The sequence below is a fragment of the Limosilactobacillus caccae genome (genome assembly GCF_900156885.1).
In the GTDB taxonomy this organism is placed as follows: Bacteria; Bacillota; Bacilli; order Lactobacillales; family Lactobacillaceae; genus Limosilactobacillus; species Limosilactobacillus caccae.
Genome location: NZ_FTOY01000010.1, coordinates 52,999 through 70,607, shown reverse-complemented (window position 1 = coordinate 70,607; position 17,609 = coordinate 52,999). Strand labels below are relative to the sequence as shown.

Annotated in this window: 16 protein-coding genes; 11 read left to right on the top strand and 5 right to left on the bottom strand. The window is 47.1% G+C overall.

Annotation, left to right across the window (positions count from 1 at the left end; genetic code table 11):
• Positions 1-51: 51 nt before the first annotated feature.
• The gene (locus tag CZ502_RS03750; protein ID WP_076459762.1) at positions 52-2,454 is read right to left on the bottom strand and encodes a Xaa-Pro dipeptidyl-peptidase; all 2,403 of its coding nucleotides are present in this window, start codon (positions 2,452-2,454) and stop codon (positions 52-54) included.
• Positions 2,455-2,587: 133 nt separating this feature from the next.
• On the opposite strand from CZ502_RS03750, the gene CZ502_RS03745 reads away from it, so the two are divergent.
• Genes CZ502_RS03745 through CZ502_RS03730 form a run of 4 tightly spaced genes read left to right on the top strand, consistent with a single transcriptional unit; the run spans position 2,588 to position 6,373 of the window.
• Entirely contained in the window at positions 2,588-3,679 is a 1,092-nt protein-coding gene (locus tag CZ502_RS03745) for an ABC transporter ATP-binding protein (protein ID WP_076460568.1), read from the top strand.
• Positions 3,679-4,485 carry an ABC transporter permease gene (locus tag CZ502_RS03740; protein ID WP_076459761.1) on the top strand — a complete coding sequence of 269 codons (807 nt, stop codon included), beginning with the start codon at positions 3,679-3,681 and terminating at the stop codon, positions 4,483-4,485. The genes CZ502_RS03745 and CZ502_RS03740 overlap by 1 nt, the downstream gene beginning before the upstream one ends.
• Positions 4,485-5,303: an ABC transporter permease gene (locus tag CZ502_RS03735; RefSeq protein ID WP_076459760.1), complete on the top strand. Its 819-nt coding sequence runs from the start codon at positions 4,485-4,487 to the stop codon at positions 5,301-5,303. Before CZ502_RS03740 ends, CZ502_RS03735 begins: the two co-directional genes overlap by 1 nt.
• Positions 5,300-6,373, top strand: a complete 1,074-nt coding sequence (locus CZ502_RS03730) for an ABC transporter substrate-binding protein (protein WP_076459759.1) — start codon at positions 5,300-5,302, stop codon at positions 6,371-6,373. Before CZ502_RS03735 ends, CZ502_RS03730 begins: the two co-directional genes overlap by 4 nt.
• A gap of 107 nt (positions 6,374-6,480) precedes the next feature.
• Here the strand turns inward: CZ502_RS03730 and CZ502_RS03725 are convergent, their stop codons facing one another.
• The gene (locus CZ502_RS03725) at positions 6,481-7,788 is read right to left on the bottom strand and encodes an MFS transporter (RefSeq protein WP_076459758.1); all 1,308 of its coding nucleotides are present in this window, start codon (positions 7,786-7,788) and stop codon (positions 6,481-6,483) included.
• Positions 7,789-8,024: 236 nt separating this feature from the next.
• Entirely contained in the window at positions 8,025-9,416 is a 1,392-nt protein-coding gene (locus tag CZ502_RS03720) for an APC family permease (protein ID WP_076459757.1), read from the bottom strand.
• Between the two features lie 133 nt (positions 9,417-9,549).
• Between CZ502_RS03720 and CZ502_RS03715 the strand changes: the two genes are divergently transcribed.
• Genes CZ502_RS03715 through CZ502_RS03695 form a run of 5 tightly spaced genes read left to right on the top strand, consistent with a single transcriptional unit; the run spans position 9,550 to position 12,404 of the window.
• Positions 9,550-9,963: a bis(5'-nucleosyl)-tetraphosphatase gene (locus tag CZ502_RS03715; RefSeq protein WP_076459756.1), complete on the top strand. Its 414-nt coding sequence runs from the start codon at positions 9,550-9,552 to the stop codon at positions 9,961-9,963.
• Position 9,964: 1 nt separating this feature from the next.
• Positions 9,965-10,525: a guanylate kinase gene (locus CZ502_RS03710; protein WP_076459755.1), complete on the top strand. Its 561-nt coding sequence runs from the start codon at positions 9,965-9,967 to the stop codon at positions 10,523-10,525.
• A gap of 52 nt (positions 10,526-10,577) precedes the next feature.
• A complete protein-coding gene (locus CZ502_RS03705) occupies positions 10,578-11,015 on the top strand; it encodes a Fur family transcriptional regulator (RefSeq protein WP_076459754.1) in 438 nt (145 codons plus the stop codon).
• Positions 11,016-11,074: 59 nt separating this feature from the next.
• On the top strand, positions 11,075-11,539 hold the full coding sequence (locus tag CZ502_RS03700; protein WP_076459753.1) for a hypothetical protein: 465 nt from the start codon (positions 11,075-11,077) through the stop codon (positions 11,537-11,539).
• Positions 11,540-11,558: 19 nt separating this feature from the next.
• Positions 11,559-12,404: a DUF6681 family protein gene (locus tag CZ502_RS03695; RefSeq protein ID WP_076459752.1), complete on the top strand. Its 846-nt coding sequence runs from the start codon at positions 11,559-11,561 to the stop codon at positions 12,402-12,404.
• A gap of 48 nt (positions 12,405-12,452) precedes the next feature.
• Here the strand turns inward: CZ502_RS03695 and CZ502_RS03690 are convergent, their stop codons facing one another.
• Together CZ502_RS03690 and CZ502_RS03685 are read right to left on the bottom strand one after the other, a co-directional pair.
• On the bottom strand, positions 12,453-12,692 hold the full coding sequence (locus CZ502_RS03690) for a PspC domain-containing protein (protein WP_076459751.1): 240 nt from the start codon (positions 12,690-12,692) through the stop codon (positions 12,453-12,455).
• Between the two features lie 30 nt (positions 12,693-12,722).
• Complete coding sequence (locus CZ502_RS03685; RefSeq protein WP_076459750.1) at positions 12,723-13,769, bottom strand: aldose epimerase family protein; 1,047 nt, start codon at positions 13,767-13,769, stop codon at positions 12,723-12,725.
• Between the two features lie 323 nt (positions 13,770-14,092).
• Here CZ502_RS03685 and CZ502_RS03680 point away from each other — a divergent pair, with 323 nt between their 5' ends.
• Positions 14,093-14,629, top strand: coding sequence for a TetR/AcrR family transcriptional regulator (locus CZ502_RS03680; protein ID WP_076459749.1), 537 nt, complete (start codon positions 14,093-14,095; stop codon positions 14,627-14,629).
• 39 nt (positions 14,630-14,668) lie between these two features.
• On the top strand, positions 14,669-17,527 hold the full coding sequence (locus tag CZ502_RS03675) for a YhgE/Pip domain-containing protein (RefSeq protein WP_076459748.1): 2,859 nt from the start codon (positions 14,669-14,671) through the stop codon (positions 17,525-17,527).
• Positions 17,528-17,609: the final 82 nt, after the last annotated feature.

Here is a 17,609-nt window from a genome sequence, read left to right as displayed (position 1 = left end):
AACTCATTTACTGTTGATCTGCTAGAAATTGCCGTTTCATGTGAAACACCACTAGTTTAGCCGTGTTACGCCGGGAATCACTAGCTGACAGCCAGCGAGGTCAAGCTGGTAGGAAAGATCATCGTTAGCACGGAGGGTGAACTCATAGTCGGTGCTGTAAATGATAAGGCCCAACTGGTGGCCGGCGACTAGGTGGTGGAAGATTGGTTGGAGGGCGAAGCGGACAGTGACGAACTGGTTAGCTTGAAGGTCATCGACGTGGGCAGGATCGTGGCGGTTTTGCAGGTTGATGTGGCCACTAGCGATCACCTTACTATCCGTTGTCCCTTTCTGTTGCTTAAATTCCCGGAGATCATCGCTTTGCCAGTGGAAGCCGAGCTGGAGACCGCCATGGTTAAAGAGGACGGGGGCAGTTGTTAGCCGGTTAGCTTTGCCGAAGTCGACCAGCCGGGCGCTAACCATTCCGTAATTCTTACTGGCAGCGACTTTTAGGGTAACGATGGGTGTCCCCCGCAGCAGGTAGTCTTCCTTTGCTGGTGCGGTAAGAAAGTGGCAGCTGAACTGGCCGTCGTCTTTAATGAGGGCCTGGGCCCACTCTTGCGGCTCCTTGCACCATTCTTGATAAGTCGCTACTGGCTGCTGGTCGCTAAATTGCTGGATTCCTTCTCCCGCAGTAGGGGCGAGTTGCTGACCATTTAAGAAGTAGGTTTGCTCATTGCCGTTTGTCCATTGGTCATAGCTGTTCCACGTTTCGGGAGTGACATTGTCCTGGACGATTACCGTTGGCAGGACCTTGTCAGCATTGTTTTGGTAGCCCCAAAGCTTGTTGGCTAACCAGAGGTTGACCATGTCGGTAAAGTCAATTGACCTAAAGGCATTAATATAAATATGTTGCCCCTGGTGGAGGACTAATTTACTGGTGACTGGCAAGTCCTGGAGGGCATCGGCTAAGGCCTTGACGTTGCTTGGCCGGACATTAGTATCGTTCAGCCCGTGGACCATCATAACGGCCGCCTTGATCCCAGCAAAGTCTTTCCGGTAGTTCCGCGCATCCCAGAAGGCATTGTAATTACCAGTCTCCCGGTCCATTGCCTTTGCCATTTGTGCAACATACCGTGCGTTCGTTTTTTCAATCCGGCGGTAGTCTGCGGGCCGTTTGGTCCGACTAAATGTTTCATCAGCGAGGGTATCAGCATCTTCGCCCTGGAAACCACCCGCTGCCCGGACAAGGCCATTTTCCCGGTAGTAGTCGTACCAACTAGAAATTGCCGCTTCACTGATAATCGCCTTGAGGCCGGGAACCCCAGTTGTTGCAACAGCAGTCGCCAGGGTTCCCAGGTAAGACCGTCCCGTCATGGCAACGTTACCGTTGCACCACCAGGCAGCAATTTCAACGCCACTTGTCCGGTCAGTAAAGGCCCGCCGGTCACCATGGAGCCATTCGACGACGGCCTTCATTGAATCAGTCTGTTCAGGAGACCCACAAGTTTGCAGGCCGTCTGAGTCCCGTGTTCCGATCCCGGCGGCATAGACAACTGCGTAGCCCCGTGCTGCCAGATAGTTATTTAGGGTGTAGCTAGGGGTCGTACTGAAACTTTCCGTCGCAAATTTGCTCTTAGCAGTAACCTGCTGGCGAGAAAAGTCTGTGGGGAAGGTCATTTCCTGAGGGGCCTGGAAGTCTTTGGCCTTGTGTTTGAGGGGGTAGTTTACATTATGGGTCGCCTGGTCGCCCCACTTATCGTTAGTGCCCTGGTTGTAAGGACTCGCGGTAAAGACAGCCGGGACCTTTAAACCCGCATTCGAATCAACGGGGCGCATAACTTCTGCCTTGACTAAGTCGGCACGCCCATCAAAGTCAGTGTCCATGTCGGTTTCGATGTAGACTACTTCGCGGATAAACTGTGCCGGATCAAAGCTGGCAAGGGGCTTGCCGTTGAAGTAAAGGGGCTTTTGACTGGCCGGAAGCTGATACGACCAGGCCATTAGCCCGTTCGCTGTCAAGGCGTCGATAAGGGACTGACCATTTTTTCCGTGGGTATTGAGTAAGCGGTAAAAGGCGTCGATAATGTCTGCCGTAGTCCACTGCTGGTGCGATTCGTGAGGGAGACCGACCTGGTTAACTGTCGCCAGTGGGTCAGTGATGGCGAAGTCCACAGCTGGTTCAAACTCAAGAAGTTGGAGCGCCACCAGGTAGAAGACGTCGTCCGTCATTGGGCGGCCCTTCGCCAACCACTCAGCAATTGAAAGGGTTGGTGTAGCAAGGAGGTCATTGAGCCATTGCTGGCTAGCGGCTGCTTGCTGGCTTGCCAGGTGGATCCGGGAAAGAAATGTTTTCCACATCGCGGTGGGCGAGAGGGTTGCTTCCTCGTTTTCTTGGAGTAAATGAATCTTGATAAGTTCTTGCCGTCGTTGGACAGGCGTTATCGGGGCGAGACTGAATTGGTTGATTTTCATTTAAAACACCTCTGGGTAAAATTTGCTATATTAATTATCGCACTTTTACAATTATTTGCTTAAAATTAACCATGATGAAAGCGTATAATTTAAAGCAGATTAATCAGAAAAAATGATGATTGGGGAAACGCCAATGGCTAAAAATATTATGGAATTCCATCACGTCAGCAAAAGCTATGACGATAATGTAGTGCTGCGTGATATAAGTTTTACGATTGAAGCAGGAAAATTTTATACCCTTTTGGGGCCGTCTGGTTCAGGGAAAACGACCATTCTCCGGTTGATTGCTGGCTTTGACCAAGCAACCGAGGGAGACATCTACTTTGATGGCAACCGGATCAATGACGTCCCAGCAAACCGCCGCCAGGTCAACACGGTCTTCCAGGACTACGCACTATTTCCACACATGAATGTCGCCGAAAATGTGGCCTTTGGTCTCCAAATCAAGGGCGTGGCAAAAAAGCAGATCGACCAGCGGGTTAAAAATGCCCTCCACCTGGTCCAGCTCGATGGCTATGGCGACCGGGAAATTACGGCGATGTCTGGTGGGCAACGCCAGCGGGTCGCAATTGCCCGGGCAATTGCCAATGAACCGAAAGTCCTATTGCTTGACGAAGCTCTTTCGGCCCTCGATCACAAGTTACGGGTCCAGATGCAGACAGAGTTACGCCAGTTGCAACGCCAGTTAGGCATTACCTTTATCTTTGTGACGCATGACCAGGAAGAAGCGTTAGCGATGAGTGACCAGATAATGATTATCAACGATGGGAAGATCCAGCAAAGTGGGACCCCCGTTGATATTTATGATGAGCCGCTAAACCACTTTGTTGCGGACTTTATCGGCGAAAGCAACATCATTCCTGGGGTGATGAAGGAGGACTACCTTGTCGCAATTAACGGGCAGGACTTTGAATGTGTCGATGCCGGGATGCGGCCAGATGAGAAGGTTGAGGTAGTTATCCGGCCCGAGGACCTTGATATTACAACGGTGGAGAAGGGTAAACTAATCGGAACTGTCGCAACTCAACTTTTCCGGGGAGTGGATTACCAAATTACCGTAATTGACCAGCGTAACCACCAGTGGAAGATCAACTCAATCCACAAGACACAGGTGGGGGCACAGGTCGGCATTAGTTTTGACCCTGAAGATATCCACGTCATGCGCTATAACGAGAGTGAAGAAGACTTTGACGCCCGGCTCGATGGTTATGAGGAGGAAGACTAATGCGCCAAAAAGCAATGTTTATTGTGCCATATGCTTTATGGATCGTTCTTTTCGTGGTGGCGCCGTTGGTATTGATCCTCTACCAGTCATTTTTTGACATTAACGGGCACGCGACTCTTGGTAACTATGCCAACTACCTTACCTCTAGTGTCTACCTCAAGATGACGCTTAATTCCGTTTGGTACGCTCTCTTGATTACCCTGGTGACCCTGGTGATTAGCTATCCTACAGCATATGTCTTAAACCACTTGCCTAACAAGCAGTTCTGGTTGCTGCTGGTGATTTTGCCCACCTGGATCAACCTCTTGCTGAAGACTTACGCTTTCATTGGTCTCTTCAGCCGGACCGGGACAATCAATCAGTTTCTCCAGTTTACGGGGCTTGGCAGCCACCAGCTGTTGTTTACGGATGCTAGTTTCATGTTTGTGGCGGCCTATATTGAAATTCCGTTTATGGTCTTGCCAATTTTCAATAGTCTGGCAGAAATTAACCCGTCGTTGATCAACGCTAGTTATGACCTGGGCGCGACCCAGTGGCAGACCTTTAGAAAGGTCATTTGGCCCTTGTCAATGCCGGGAGTAAAGGCGGGAATTCAAGCAGTCTTTATCCCATCGCTATCACTATTTATGATCACCCGCCTGATCGGTGGTAACCGGGTAATCACTCTTGGGACGGCCATTGAAGAACACTTCTTAACCACCCAAAACTGGGGGATGGGTTCAACAATTGGGGTCGTCTTAATCATCGCGATGTTTATCATCATGTTCATGACGGGTGATAAGAAACAGAAGGGAGGACGAAGCTAATGAAGAAGCACCATTGGTCATGGAGCGCCATTTATCTGACCTTTGTCTTTATTATTTTATATGCGCCGATCGTGTACTTAGTTGTCTTTTCCTTTAGTAGTGGGAAAACGATGGAACGCTACCGGGGCTTTTCCTTGCAACACTATGCGGACTTATTTGCGGATAGCCGGATGATTACAATCGTGATCAATACCCTGCTGGTGGCCTTTTTAGCTTCGTTGTTGGCGACGATTATCGGGACTCTCGGGGCCTTAGCCATTAAGGATGCCCGCCGTCCCTGGAAGAACAGCCTGTTATCATTAAATAATGTTTTGATGGTTTCACCAGATGTTATTATCGGGGCAAGTTTTTTGATCTTCTTTACGATGCTCGGCGTCCGCTTAGGCTTTGTCTCGGTGTTACTTAGCCACGTTGCCTTTTGTATTCCCATCGTGGTTTTGATGGTTTTACCCAAGTTAAACGAGCTGTCCCCGACACTAGTGGATGCTGCTTATGATTTAGGGGCGACCCGCTGGCAAGCCTTAACCCGGGTAATATTGCCAGCGATTGCCCCCGGCATCTTGGCGGGATACTTCATGGCGTTCACCTATTCGCTAGACGACTTTGCGGTGACCTTTTTCGTAACCGGGAATGGTTTTTCGACCTTGTCTGTTGAAATATATTCCCGTGCCCGGCAAGGGATCGACCTGGAGATCAACGCGCTGTCAACGTTGATGTTTATTGCCTCACTGCTCTTAGTAATCGGTTATTACATTATCAGCAAGCATGGTGGCCGTCGTCACCGGATTGTGGTTGTCCGGGAAGGTGATGCCCAATGAAAAAACTATTCTCTGCCTTTTTTGCGGTTGTCCTGATCTGTATTCTCCTTGCCCTGGGCGACCTAGCGCTAAACCACCAGAGTACAGGTGGCAGTGGCAAAACGCTGACGATTTACAACTGGGGGGATTATATCGACCCCGCCTTAATCAGCAAGTTTGAGCAGCAAACCGGCTACCGGGTGGATTATGAGACCTTTGACAGTAATGAGTCGATGCTGACGAAGATCCGTCAGGGGGGCACAAATTATGACGTGGTAATCCCGAGTGAATACACTGTCCAACGGATGAAAAAAGAACACTTAATTGCCCCGCTGGACCACCGGCAATTGCCTAACCTGCGCTATATTGATCCGCAATTTTTAAACCAAGCCTTCGATCGTGGTAACCGTTATTCCGTTCCTTATTTTTGGGGAACGCTGGGGATAATTTATAACGACCAAAAAGTCACAGGAAAAGATGTCCAGCACTGGGAGCAACTGTGGAATCCACGGCTGAAAAACAATCTGATGTTAATTGATAGTGCGCGGGACGTCTTTGCAGTGGCGTTAATTACCCAGCATGATTCGGTCAACACGACTGACTACCAGCAGTTAAAACTTGCCCAGCACCATCTCAAACAGCTAACGCCAAATGTCAAAGCAATCATTGCTGATGAGATGAAGATGTACATGGAGCAAGATGAGGCGGCCGTCGGGGTAACGTATTCAGGGGATGCGCGTGAGATGATGAATATCAACCACCACCTGCATTACGTTGTTCCCAGTGAAGGGAGCAATATTTGGTTTGATAACATGGTGATCCCCAAGGCTGCCCGGAATAAAACTGCCGCCTACCAGTTCATCAACTTTATGCTCGAACCAGGAAACGCTGCCCAAAATGCTAAATATGTTGGCTACGCAACGCCAAATGCTGCCGCAAAAAAGCAGTTGCCAAAGAAGATTACCGCTGATAAGGCCTTCTACCCACCGGCCAACACGATGAAACACTTACAGACCTACCGTGACCTGCCACTACGGGTCCTTGGTGAATATAATGACCTTTTCCTTGAGTTTAAGATGTTTGCCAAGTAGTGATTAAAAGCGTGCAACCATTGCGGCCACACTCGATAAGCAACAAAAGACCGCCAGTATTCGGAAATCCGAACGCTGGCGGTCTTTTGTTGGGTGATTCTCTAAACTTAGTTAGCTTTCTTTACGTACCGTGGTGAAGTTTCTGGTGCCCAGATAAGGCAGATGATTCCCCCAATTAAGAGGACAGCGGTACAGACAATCATCGACAGGTTCGCCCCCCCAAGATGGGTAAAGATGGGGAGCAAGAAGGTCCCGCTGGCAGCGCCAATTCGGCTGATGGTGATACAAGTACCAACACCACTGGCCCGTACTTTGACATCGAAGAGTTCGGTCGGGTAGGGGTAGTCCAGGACTAATCCGGCCGAAAGGATAACGGCAAAGAATGCAAAAATAGTGATTTGTAAAGTGGACGAGCTGTTGCTACTCAAGATCAAGGCAACCAGTAAGGCCGCGGAAAGGAAGAAGGTTCCAATCAAAAAGGCCCGGCGGCTGATTAGCTTGAATAAGAAACTCCCCAGGAGTACCCCGATTAGGATACAGCCGTTGTAGATAATCCCTGAAATGTTACTCTGATCAAGCTTCATACTTTCGAGAAGGATTGGTAAGAAGATACTGATCCCGAAAAAGGCAAAGGCCTGGCAGGCATAAAAAAGTCCCCCGACAAGTGTCCGCCGCCGATATTGTTTGTTAAACAGTGTTTTCCAGGAAATGTTATCAGCGGGCTTCGCCTTGATTAACTTTAGTGACAATCCCCACTTCTTACCAAGGTGTTTTTGGATCACCTTTTGGGCTGTCTTGTTTTGGCCCTGGCTAGCGAGCCAGCTAGGTGAGGCTGGAATCCGGAAGACTGACCGGTAAAGGGCAGCAATTAAGCCTGGCACGATGGAAGAGGCCAGGATGACTTGCCAGTTGTGGCTACCAAAACCACTAATTGATGAACCGGCGATATATGAGGCAATAAAGCCAAAGGTCCAGTAGATAATTAGCTGGCTTTGAAATTTACCACTGGCTTTTTCCGGTAACCATTCAACTAACAGCGCGTTACCAACCGTATAATCAACTGCGATCATCAGTCCGATGATTAGCCGGTCGAGGAGTAATAAGAATAAGTTGGTCGTGAAGAGCTGGAGTAGGGATGCGAGTGAGAATAAGTACATGTTAACCATTAACATCCCCCGGCGGCCAAACTGGTCAGCAATCCGGCCCATCAAGGCACTACCGGCAAGGCCGATTAGGCTCCCTGCCCCGATCAGGCCGACCCAGAAGTCACTGATATTGATGTAGTCGCCTGCTTCGGAAAGTCCTGTCCCACTGATTCCCAGGGCATAACCACAGGCAATCTGTCCTAAAATTAATGCAAGATAAATTCTTAAATGGATACTTGATAAAGGTGCTTTTTTATAGTCTTTTTTCATATGAGCTAGGCAATGTTCGCCTATAAGATTCCTCCTTATTGTGAAATTTTAAGTTGAAACAATATTTTAACCTTAACAAAACAGTCGGTAACTTGCAAATCGTCTTGTGAAAATAAAATTATATTTCATCTTACTAATTGATAGTAAATGGTAGAAAATAAGTGATTTATGGTAATGATTGTTTAATGTTCGGAAATAAAAAAGGACCAGAAAAAATCTGCGTCCTTAATAAGTTATTAGTCATTTCCTGCTAATTTACTGTGGTGGTAACCATAAGTAAAGTAGATGATAATTCCGATTCCAAACCAGATGGCGGCACCGATGTAGGTCTCTTTTTCCAACTGGGTCATCATTGCCAAACACGCTAGTCCAGAGATGATCGGCAAGACAGGGTAGAGTGGTACTTTGAAGCCACCGCGGTTACCGATGTCTTGCCGCCGGCGCAGCGGAATGATCCCAAACGAAACAAGCATGAAGGCAAACAGCGTTCCGATGTTAACCAGGCTGGTAAGCTGATCTAAGGATACTAGTCCGCCCATGATGGCGATGATAACAGCAACAATCCACAGGGCAATCTGTGGTGAGTGGCTCTTCTTGTCGAGCTTTCCTAAGAAGGATGGGAGAAGGCCGTCACGACCAATGGCATAGATTAGGCGGGAACTGGAGTAAATCATCGACACCATCATGGTGAACATCCCGATCAATGCCCCGATTGAAAGTAGTTCGGCGAGCCAATCCTGGTGAACCATCTGTAAGGCGAAGGCCACTGGGTTCGCAACGTCGAGCTTTGTGTACTTCACCATTCCAGTGAGGACGAGGGCAACTGCCGTGTAGAGGATTGTTGCAATTGCGAGGGTACCGATAATCCCCAGTGGCATGTTCCGCTTAGGGTTTTTAACTTCGGCAGCGGAACTTGATACACAGTCAAAACCAAGGTAGGCAAAGAAACCAATCGTGGCCCCGTGAATAACCCCCTTCATCTGGTATGGCAAGAAAGGATGGTAATTGCTTGGCTTAATGAAGAAGAAGCCAACAATAATAAAAATCAAGATGATCGCAATTTTCAGGATAACCGCGATATTGTTGACCCGCAGCGATGATTGCATCCCATGTGCCAGCATGACGGTGATCAAGAGGACGATCACAACCGCGACAATATTGATGTAGGTTCCGTGAGCGGGATCAAATGGACCGGAAAGTGCCTTCGGAAGGTGGATGCCGCACCCTTCAAGCAGGGTATTAAAGTAAGCGGCCCATCCTGTCGACACTGATGCAACGGCCAGCATGTATTCTAGGACCAGTGCCCAGCCTAATAGCCACCCAAAGAATTCACCGAAAACAACATTTCCGTATGAATAAGCACTACCGGCTACTGGCAGGGCAGAGGCAAATTCGGCGTAACACATTGCCGCCAGTGCACAAACGATGGCTGAAAACAGAAATGACAATGACACTCCTGGTCCAGCTGAATTAGCGGCGATGGTCCCGGGTAGGATGAAAATCCCGGTCCCGATAACGGTCCCGATCCCAATCGCCATGAGATCACGAGCATTCATTGACTTAACGAAAAGTTTGTCTTCTCCCAAGTAGCGATCGAGGCTTTCTTTTCGCATAATGTTTAAGCTCATCTTTAACTCCCCTTTATGATAATATAGTTTGCGTGATGCAAAAATAATGCAAGACACTTATAATTAAGTATGATACGGATATTAAGATTAAAAGTCAATTAGAAAAATTAAAATCTAAAAAGAAGGGTGAATAATGGCAATTGAAATAACAAGTGGCGCAGTCGTTTACCGTCACGGAGATAATGGAATTGAGTACTTATTATTGGAGAGTCAAAATAAGGGACACTTCTGGGGCTTTCCTAAGGGCCACGTCGAGGGGGATGAGAGTCTTGAAGAGACAGCTGCCCGCGAGATTAAGGAAGAAACCCAATTAGTCTTACCAATTGACACTAGCTTCCATGTCTACACGGAATACGACCTGCCTAACGGTAACCGCAAGCAGATGACCTTATTCACGGCTGACCTGACTAATAAGGAAGACATCCACTTACAAGCAGAAGAAATTAAAAATTGCGGTTGGTTTACCTACAATGAAGCACGGCAGCAATTGACCTACGACAATTTAAAAGAATTGCTTGACCAAGTTAATGCTCATTTAACTAAGTAAGATGGCAGCAAAAGGATACGTATTTGTAATCACCGGGGCAGCTGGCTCTGGTAAGACGACGGTTGCTAAGTACCTGCAAGAGAAATATGCGATGCATAAGGTAATCACCCACACCACCCGGGCGCCACGGCCTGGTGAGCGCGATGGGGTCGACTACCACTTTGAGACACCCGCGACGATGGAGAAACTCCACTTGCTAGAGCGGGTGGAGTATGACCAGTCACAATATGGTTCTTCACTGGAGGGACTGCAGGAAGGCTGGCAAAGTGGCCATGATGACGTGATCGTCCTTGATACCAAGGGAGCCCTTACCTACCACCAGCAACTCGGTGGCCGGGCGGTCATTATCTTTTTGACGGTAACCCATATGGCGGCGCTTGCAAAACGGATGACGCTCCGTGGCGATAAGCTGACTGCAATCAGGTCACGGGTCAAAAGCAAGGAGTACCGGCGCGACCTCGCCTTGCCAGCAGATCTTGAGGGGATTGCCCACGTGATCGTCAATGACCAGTGGAAAAAGACGCAGGCCCAACTCGACGCGTTAGTAAACGGAATAGTGTGAAAACTAATCAAAACATGGTACAATACATTTTCTAATCCTGGAGGTGAAGGTAATGGAGGAGTTGATTGAACAGACACAAGCACTTTTGCGGCAGCACCATCTACGGTGGACAAAGCAGCGGAAGAAGATGATTGAATCTGTTGCCCAACATCCTGACCGTTATTTTAATATTGTCGAGATTGACCAGTACCTTCGTGAGCAGTACCCTGGTTTAAGCCACGACACGATTTACCGTAATTTTAAGGAGTTTGAAAAATTAGGGATCGTGGAATTGCGCCAACATAATGACCAGATGCAGGTTAAGTTTGCCTGCGATGCCGCCCACCACCACCACTTTATCTGCGACCAGTGTGGGAAAGTGCAGGAGATTAAAATGCCACCGGTAGATAGTTCGTTCTTTGAAAAGCAATTGCCGGGAGCTAAAATTACCGGCCACCGCTTTGAATTGCACGGTATTTGTGCCGATTGTCGAGCAAAATCTTCACAATAAATTTATATTTAAGCGCCTTAATATCGTGTATGATAGAGTCTGGAAAAGGAGAATGAGATATGGCAGCAAAGATTCCACCATTAGTAACCCCCTTTGCACTAGTATCGCTGGTACTTGCGTTAGGCGCCACCAATGTTGTGGTTAACAAGGCTACGCATACTACGGAAGGGGCGAAAGTAACGTCTGTATCTAGTAGTCGGACGGTCCAACAGTCAGATGATGAAAATGACCAGTCCAGTCGCTTGTCGCAAAGTGACCGGCGCGATGACGATGATGATGCAAACGATTCATCAGCAACAAAGACCAGTAACAGTACGAATGATAATACTGATACCCAGACTGACCGGTCTAACAAGACGACGGATGACGGGAACGACAATCGGACAACTGATCGTTCCAACACTCCGACGACCACGACGGGGAATGGTTCTAACCAAACCAACAATTCTACTGGTAACACGACAAATAATAATACGACTACCCAAAATAATGCCGGCAATGATGCTGGAACTGCGAATAATTAACGAGGAGGCGGGTTATTAAATGTTTAGTTTTCTTGATATGATTAACTCGTCATTGAGTTACTTCAACCTTGACGTTAAGCTGAAAAATAAGATTTATATCGGAATCGCTTCACTAGGGGACATCTACCTGGTTTACGTGACCTTCCGACTCTTCCAAAACCATGTATGGTGGCGGGCCCTTCTGTACTGCTTGGCGATGGTCGCAATTACCTACTTCTTATACTTAAATTTTGTCTTTTACTTCATGAACAAGACATCACAGTTTGATATTATTTCTCCTCGCTTTGCTAAGATTACGGGGCAGAAGTTTGGTGATTCATCATCAGCGGCACCGCTCAACGCACAACAGAAGCTGGCAGCGGAGTTAGCTAACCGGTCAAACGGGGTTTTCTCGTCAACGGATACAATCCCCGCGGTGGTCGCGATTGACGAACATGAACAGGAGAACCTTCATAAGGTGGTTGACCGCCTATTAATGGAAGGAATTTTTGTCAATGATTACGATGGCCTTGATGAGCGGCAAATTGTGGAACAAAACCGGGCAACGGATAAACCGGTAACGGCGCTGAATTCGCAGTCAGTACCACCATACTTCGAGCTGGTTCATGACGGTTTGCGGCATCGCTTGGAAATCTACATTGGGATGAACCAGATGGAACGCCGGGCAGTCGGGCACATTACCAAGATTGGGCTGACGGATGTTCATACTGCCCACGATAAGTACCGCCTATACCTTGCATCGGTCCTTGTCAATGGTGGTCCCAATAAGATTGCCGGGCGGAGCGGTTCGACAATCATGACTGATGCCGACTATGGTTTGCGAGTACAGGTTGCGTACAAGCCTCGGACGGAAACGGAAAATTAATCACTAATAAAAAATGGGATTGGCAGATGCGCCAACCCCATTTTTTTATTAATGTTCCTTAAATTCGCCATCAACAATGTTTGAATCATGGTCGTTCTTGTTAGCTTCTGGCATTACCAGGGCAGCTAACAGGTAAAAGACCCCTAGTGGGAAGAATCCCGTGAAGACAAATAGTAAGATCCCGATGACCCGGACGATTGTTGGGTCAATCCCAAAGTAATTGGCAATTCCACCAAAAACACCAAGGAAGACCTTGTCTTGGGACTTAGTTAATTTCTTTTTTAACATTGTAAAAGACCTCCATTTTTATAATTTTCATTAAGCAAAGTATTCGTACCGTAATTGGTAGTGGACCGGGTGCCCTGGCCGCAAGGAAACATCACCAAATTGTGGGTGGTGAGGGGTATCTGGTAAGGTCTGACCTTCAAGGGCCATCGCAAACCAAGAACCAGCTGGTCGGTTAAAGCCTTCCGCGTGCTGACCATTAGCAGTGTAAATCACCAGCCCATTTCTGTCAGAGTACATCTTAATCTTGCGCCCAGTTGCTGCGTCCATCAGCGTTGCAATTGGCTTGTGTTCAAGGCGGTTGCTTGGGACAACCACGAAGACATCGTCAAAGCCCCCTTCTTTTACGTTTGCTTCCTGTAATTCTTGCAGGGCAGTCCCCATGACTGTTGGGTGCTTGAAATCAAACGGGGTATTAACGTTTAAGAGCTTCTTGCCGGTTGGAATCTTTTCATCGTCTAATTCTAAGTGGTACTTGGAATTGAGCTTTAGGACGTGGCCCTGGATAGTGTGGGCTTCACCAGAAAGGTTCCAGTAAGTGTGACTAGTCGGGTTAAAGAGGGTCTTCGCAGTGCTGCTACCGTCAAAGTCGATTGTAACACTGTTGTCGTTTGCTAAGGTGTAGGTGACTTTAACGGTTTCGGTCCCTGGTAGTGAATCAGTTGCGGTATCAATCGTGGTCGTCAAAATTGCCTGTAGGTTATCCTTATTTTGCTTTGTCTCGACGTGGTAAAATTGCTGGGCGAGACCGTTGTCACCGCCATGCAAGGTGTTATTCCCTTCGTTAGTTGGGATTTCATAGTTTTGCCCGTCGATATCGAATTTTCCACCTTCAAGGCGGCCAGCAAAACGGCCAATGATCCGGTTAGCGTACAGGGCAGCGTTTTCGATGTACGGGTCGATTGTGTCAGCGGCTAGTAAGAGGTTGACTTGGTTTCCGTGGGTGTTCGGCACCATAAACGCCTGCCAAATACCAGCGAAATTGAGAATGCTAATGCTAATGTTATTATCATTAGTCAGCGTGTACTTGATGACGTCATGATCTTTATAAGTGCCAAAATTAGTGGATTCAATGTTCATGTGAACACCCCCATAGATATTTTGAATGAATTGTTTTATTCGGTTTCAATTAGATTGTAGCATACTGTTATTCAACAAACCGGGAATTTGGGTTAAATTTAAGAGAAAAAGAAAGCGATCTCAAAAAAGAAATGAGAAGGTCGTGCTTTTGTGCGTAAATTTACTGTCTTTGTATAGTAAAGGAACAATTTCGTGGATTTTCAGAAACAAATAAATTAAAATGTCTTATAAAACGATGACTGTACTTAATTAACCCTGTCGTCGGTATTTGCAACGGTATACACTAAAATAGTTAAATTTGTTTTAACAAGGAGGGAGAAAAGATGCGTGTTACAAGAACAATTCGTGATTTCGAAAATGCGTTATTAACATTATTAGAGAAAAATTCGTTTGAGCACTTAACGGTTGACCAGATTTGTCAGGAAGCGTTACTGCACCGGAGTAGTTTTTATCGTTACTTCAGTGATAAGTATGATTTGCTTGAGCAGACACTAAATGCCCAGATCAATAAGCTGACTGAAAATACTGATTCTGAAGACGACATTATTAAGCAATTATTGTCTTATATTGAACAGCACAAGGAAGTTATCAGACATCTAGCACCAAGCAGTGCCCGGAGTTCCTTGTATACTGAGATTCTTAATATTTTGAGCCAGATTTTGTTGGAGCGGCGCAATATTAAGACTAATGACCCGCTTGTCATTGCCTTGCAAAAAGCGGAAAATCCAGAAATGCTGGCTTACGTATTGAGTGGGGCGATTATCGGGACGTTCTACTGGTGGCAAGGGAATAATTATGACGTACCAACGGACGAAGTAGTTAAGTTTGCTCGTGCAGCGGCACGTTCACTAACACGATAAGGAGAAACAAGTTAATAATCTTGAGGTGGAATATTAAAAATGTGGAGCATGATAAAGGACGAATTTCGTCATATTTTGCATAACCGCCTACTGTTACTATCAGTAACGGTTATCTGCTTCATCCCCTTCCTATACAGTATCTTCTTCTTAAAGTCTGTATGGGATCCGTATGGAAGCACACAAAATCTGCCGGTGGCGGTGGTCAACAAGGACGTTCCTGTTGAATACCAAGGCCGGACGATGGATGTCGGAAAACAAACCGTTAATGAGCTGAAGAAAAATGACCAGCTTAAATGGGAGTTTGTTTCCGCTAAGAAGGCGAAGGAAGGGATGGCTAACCGAAAGTACTATTCAGTAGTCACAATTCCCAAAGACTTCTCACAAAATGCAACAACGGTATTAGAAAAGAATCCTAAACCGATGAAGTTGCATTATGAAACTAATGGTTCCTTGAACTATATTGGTGAGGTCATCACCCAGATGGGGATGACCAAGTTAAATGAAAAGATTCGCGCATCAGTTACTAATGCCTACGCCAACGTTATGTTTAAGCAATTACACGTCGTTGGTAAGGGGATGAGTACTGCTGCTAGTGGTGCTAAGCAGCTTGACACAGGGATTGTAACACTTAGTGACGGGGTAAATCGTTACGTTGCTGGTGTTTCCCAGGTTAACAACGGGGTACAGACCTTACGAGTAAGTGTTGCCCCGTTAGCAAGTGGCGCCCAACAGTTGGCTAGTGGTAGTCAAACGTTAGCTAACGGAATCGCCCAATATACCGGTGGGGTAGGCCTCCTCGGTAATGGGGTCGGTCAGTTGATGGCCAACTCAGGGGCATTAAACTCCGGTGCTAACCAATTGAACAGCGGTTTGAACACGTTGATGGCTAACTCGGGAGCATTGAATGCTGGTGCCAGCCAGTTAAATGATGGTTTAAACAAGTTGAATGAAAATTCAGGAGCATTAAACTCTGGTGCCGACAAGTTAAACGATGGTTTGAACACTTTACGGGGCAACTCTGATAACTTACGGAGTGGCTCTGAACAGTTAGCTTCTGGCGCGGGCCAGTTAAATTCAACCATTAATAGTCAACTTGGCAATATGGACTTTAAGGGCATCATGGGAGCAATGAACCAAGCGCAAGATCTTCAACAGGGCTTAGGACAATTGCAAGCAGGATTAACGACTGCGAAGGGTGCCCTTGCTGGTGTTCAAGAAAGTGCTGGTAAATTGCAACAGGCTTCTGGCTCATTATCAAGTGTTGCTGGTGCTGGAAATCAGCTTAAAGGTGTTGCTGCCAATGATGGCGCAATTGCCGGATTAGCACAACAGATCTTACAAGATGATAAGGCAAGCGACGCTACTAAGCAGGCAGCCCAACAGATTGCGGCGAAGGCTGGTAGCAACGTTTCAACGATTCAAGGCTTAAGCAGTACGTTAGGACAGTTAAGCAGCCTTCAAGGAAGCTTAAGTGGAATGCAACAACAGCTTGGCCAACTTTCACAAATGTCTACGGTAATTAATAATGCTGATGGAACAATTAAGCAAGCTAATGCCCTATTAAATGAACTGAACGGCTACAAGGGCACTTTGTCAGCAATGCCGGATGCAGTTAACCAGCTTCAAAAGGCAACTAGCCAAATTTCATCAGGGGCTAATAGCCTTAACAATGGGGTTAACCAATACACTAATGGAGTTGACAGTGCTGCTGCTGGTGCTGGTAGCCTTAATACCGGAATCGGCCAATACACAGCTGGTGTAGCCCAAGCTGGTGCCGGTGCTGGAACATTAGCAAGTGGAATCGGCCAATACACAGCTGGTGTAGCCCAGGCCGGTGCTGGTGCTGGTCAATTGGCAAGCGGAATTGGTCAATACACGGCCGGCGTTGGTCAACTTGGCAGTGGGATCAGCCAGCTTAATGCTAACTCTGGGGCCCTTAATGCCGGTGCTGGTCAGTTAGCCGGTGCGCTTGCGCAATTGAACGGTCAAGTACCAGCCCTTGTTGCCGGAGTTAACCAGCTAGCTGCTGGTACCCAGCAATTACAAGACAACTCACCAGCCCTGATCGACGGGATTACCCGCTTGAATGCTGGTGCTGGTCAGCTTGCGACTGCCCTTGAAGGTGGTGCTAAGAAGGTTAATGGCATCAAGACAACGCCAAAGACAGCGAAGATGTTTGCTGAACCAACAACTTTGAAGCACTCTAATTACAGCTATGTGCCAAACTATGGTCACGCCTTAGCACCATACGTTCTGTCAGTTGCGCTTTACGTTGGGGCCTTGATCTTCAACTTCATTTACCCAATTCGGCGGGTTGCTGACTTTGGTAAGTCACCTGCTGCATGGTGGGCAAGTAAGGTCGTCGTTGGTTCACTGGTCATCACATTGATGGCAATTGCGGAAAACGCAATTATGATGGCTTGTGGTTTGACAGTTGTTCATGCCCCATCATTCTTCCTTACGACGATTTGTTTCGGTCTTGCCTCAATGGCGATCGTTATGTTCTTATCAATGACCTTTGATAACCCGGGACGGTTCATCGCGATGGTTCTCCTGATGTTGCAATTAGGTGGTTCCGGTGGGACATTCCCAATGGAAGTCACGATGAAGTTCTACAATGTAATTCACTGGTACTTACCAATGACTTACTCGATTCTCGGATTACGTAACTCAATTTCTGGTGGGCTTGGTGAACACTACGTAATGTTCTGTAACTTTGTCTTACTAGGAATTGCAGTTGTCTTCTTTATCCTCTTACTGATCGGGATGACCTGGTTACAAAAGCACCACTTTGAAGGTCGGTCAGAATTAGATGACAATCAAGAATTAATGGGACCGGAAGGCGACTACGATGGAATGCACCTTCAACAACGTCCTCCAAAAGGCGGTAGAGATTAAAAAATAAGCCGTCTTAAAAGAGCCTGTAGCGTAATGTTACAGGCTCTTTTGCTTGGTATGCTAAAATAGTAGTGGAATGAAA

Bases quoted from the DNA above. Each gene is read 5' to 3' on its own strand.
- CZ502_RS03695 (WP_076459752.1), top strand. From the start codon at position 11,559: ATGTTTAGTTTTCTTGATATGATTAACTCGTCATTGAGTTACTTCAAC.
- CZ502_RS03705 (WP_076459754.1), top strand. From the start codon at position 10,578: ATGGAGGAGTTGATTGAACAGACACAAGCACTTTTGCGGCAGCACCAT.
- CZ502_RS03750 (WP_076459762.1), bottom strand. From the start codon at position 2,454: ATGAAAATCAACCAATTCAGTCTCGCCCCGATAACGCCTGTCCAACGA.
- CZ502_RS03735 (WP_076459760.1), top strand. From the start codon at position 4,485: ATGAAGAAGCACCATTGGTCATGGAGCGCCATTTATCTGACCTTTGTC.
- CZ502_RS03715 (WP_076459756.1), top strand. From the start codon at position 9,550: ATGGCAATTGAAATAACAAGTGGCGCAGTCGTTTACCGTCACGGAGAT.
- CZ502_RS03730 (WP_076459759.1), top strand. From the start codon at position 5,300: ATGAAAAAACTATTCTCTGCCTTTTTTGCGGTTGTCCTGATCTGTATT.
- CZ502_RS03690 (WP_076459751.1), bottom strand. From the start codon at position 12,692: ATGTTAAAAAAGAAATTAACTAAGTCCCAAGACAAGGTCTTCCTTGGT.
- CZ502_RS03700 (WP_076459753.1), top strand. From the start codon at position 11,075: ATGGCAGCAAAGATTCCACCATTAGTAACCCCCTTTGCACTAGTATCG.
- CZ502_RS03725 (WP_076459758.1), bottom strand. From the start codon at position 7,788: ATGAAAAAAGACTATAAAAAAGCACCTTTATCAAGTATCCATTTAAGA.
- CZ502_RS03685 (WP_076459750.1), bottom strand. From the start codon at position 13,769: ATGAACATTGAATCCACTAATTTTGGCACTTATAAAGATCATGACGTC.
- CZ502_RS03745 (WP_076460568.1), top strand. From the start codon at position 2,588: ATGGCTAAAAATATTATGGAATTCCATCACGTCAGCAAAAGCTATGAC.
- CZ502_RS03710 (WP_076459755.1), top strand. From the start codon at position 9,965: ATGGCAGCAAAAGGATACGTATTTGTAATCACCGGGGCAGCTGGCTCT.
- CZ502_RS03675 (WP_076459748.1), top strand. From the start codon at position 14,669: ATGTGGAGCATGATAAAGGACGAATTTCGTCATATTTTGCATAACCGC.
- CZ502_RS03740 (WP_076459761.1), top strand. From the start codon at position 3,679: ATGCGCCAAAAAGCAATGTTTATTGTGCCATATGCTTTATGGATCGTT.
- CZ502_RS03680 (WP_076459749.1), top strand. From the start codon at position 14,093: ATGCGTGTTACAAGAACAATTCGTGATTTCGAAAATGCGTTATTAACA.
- CZ502_RS03720 (WP_076459757.1), bottom strand. From the start codon at position 9,416: ATGAGCTTAAACATTATGCGAAAAGAAAGCCTCGATCGCTACTTGGGA.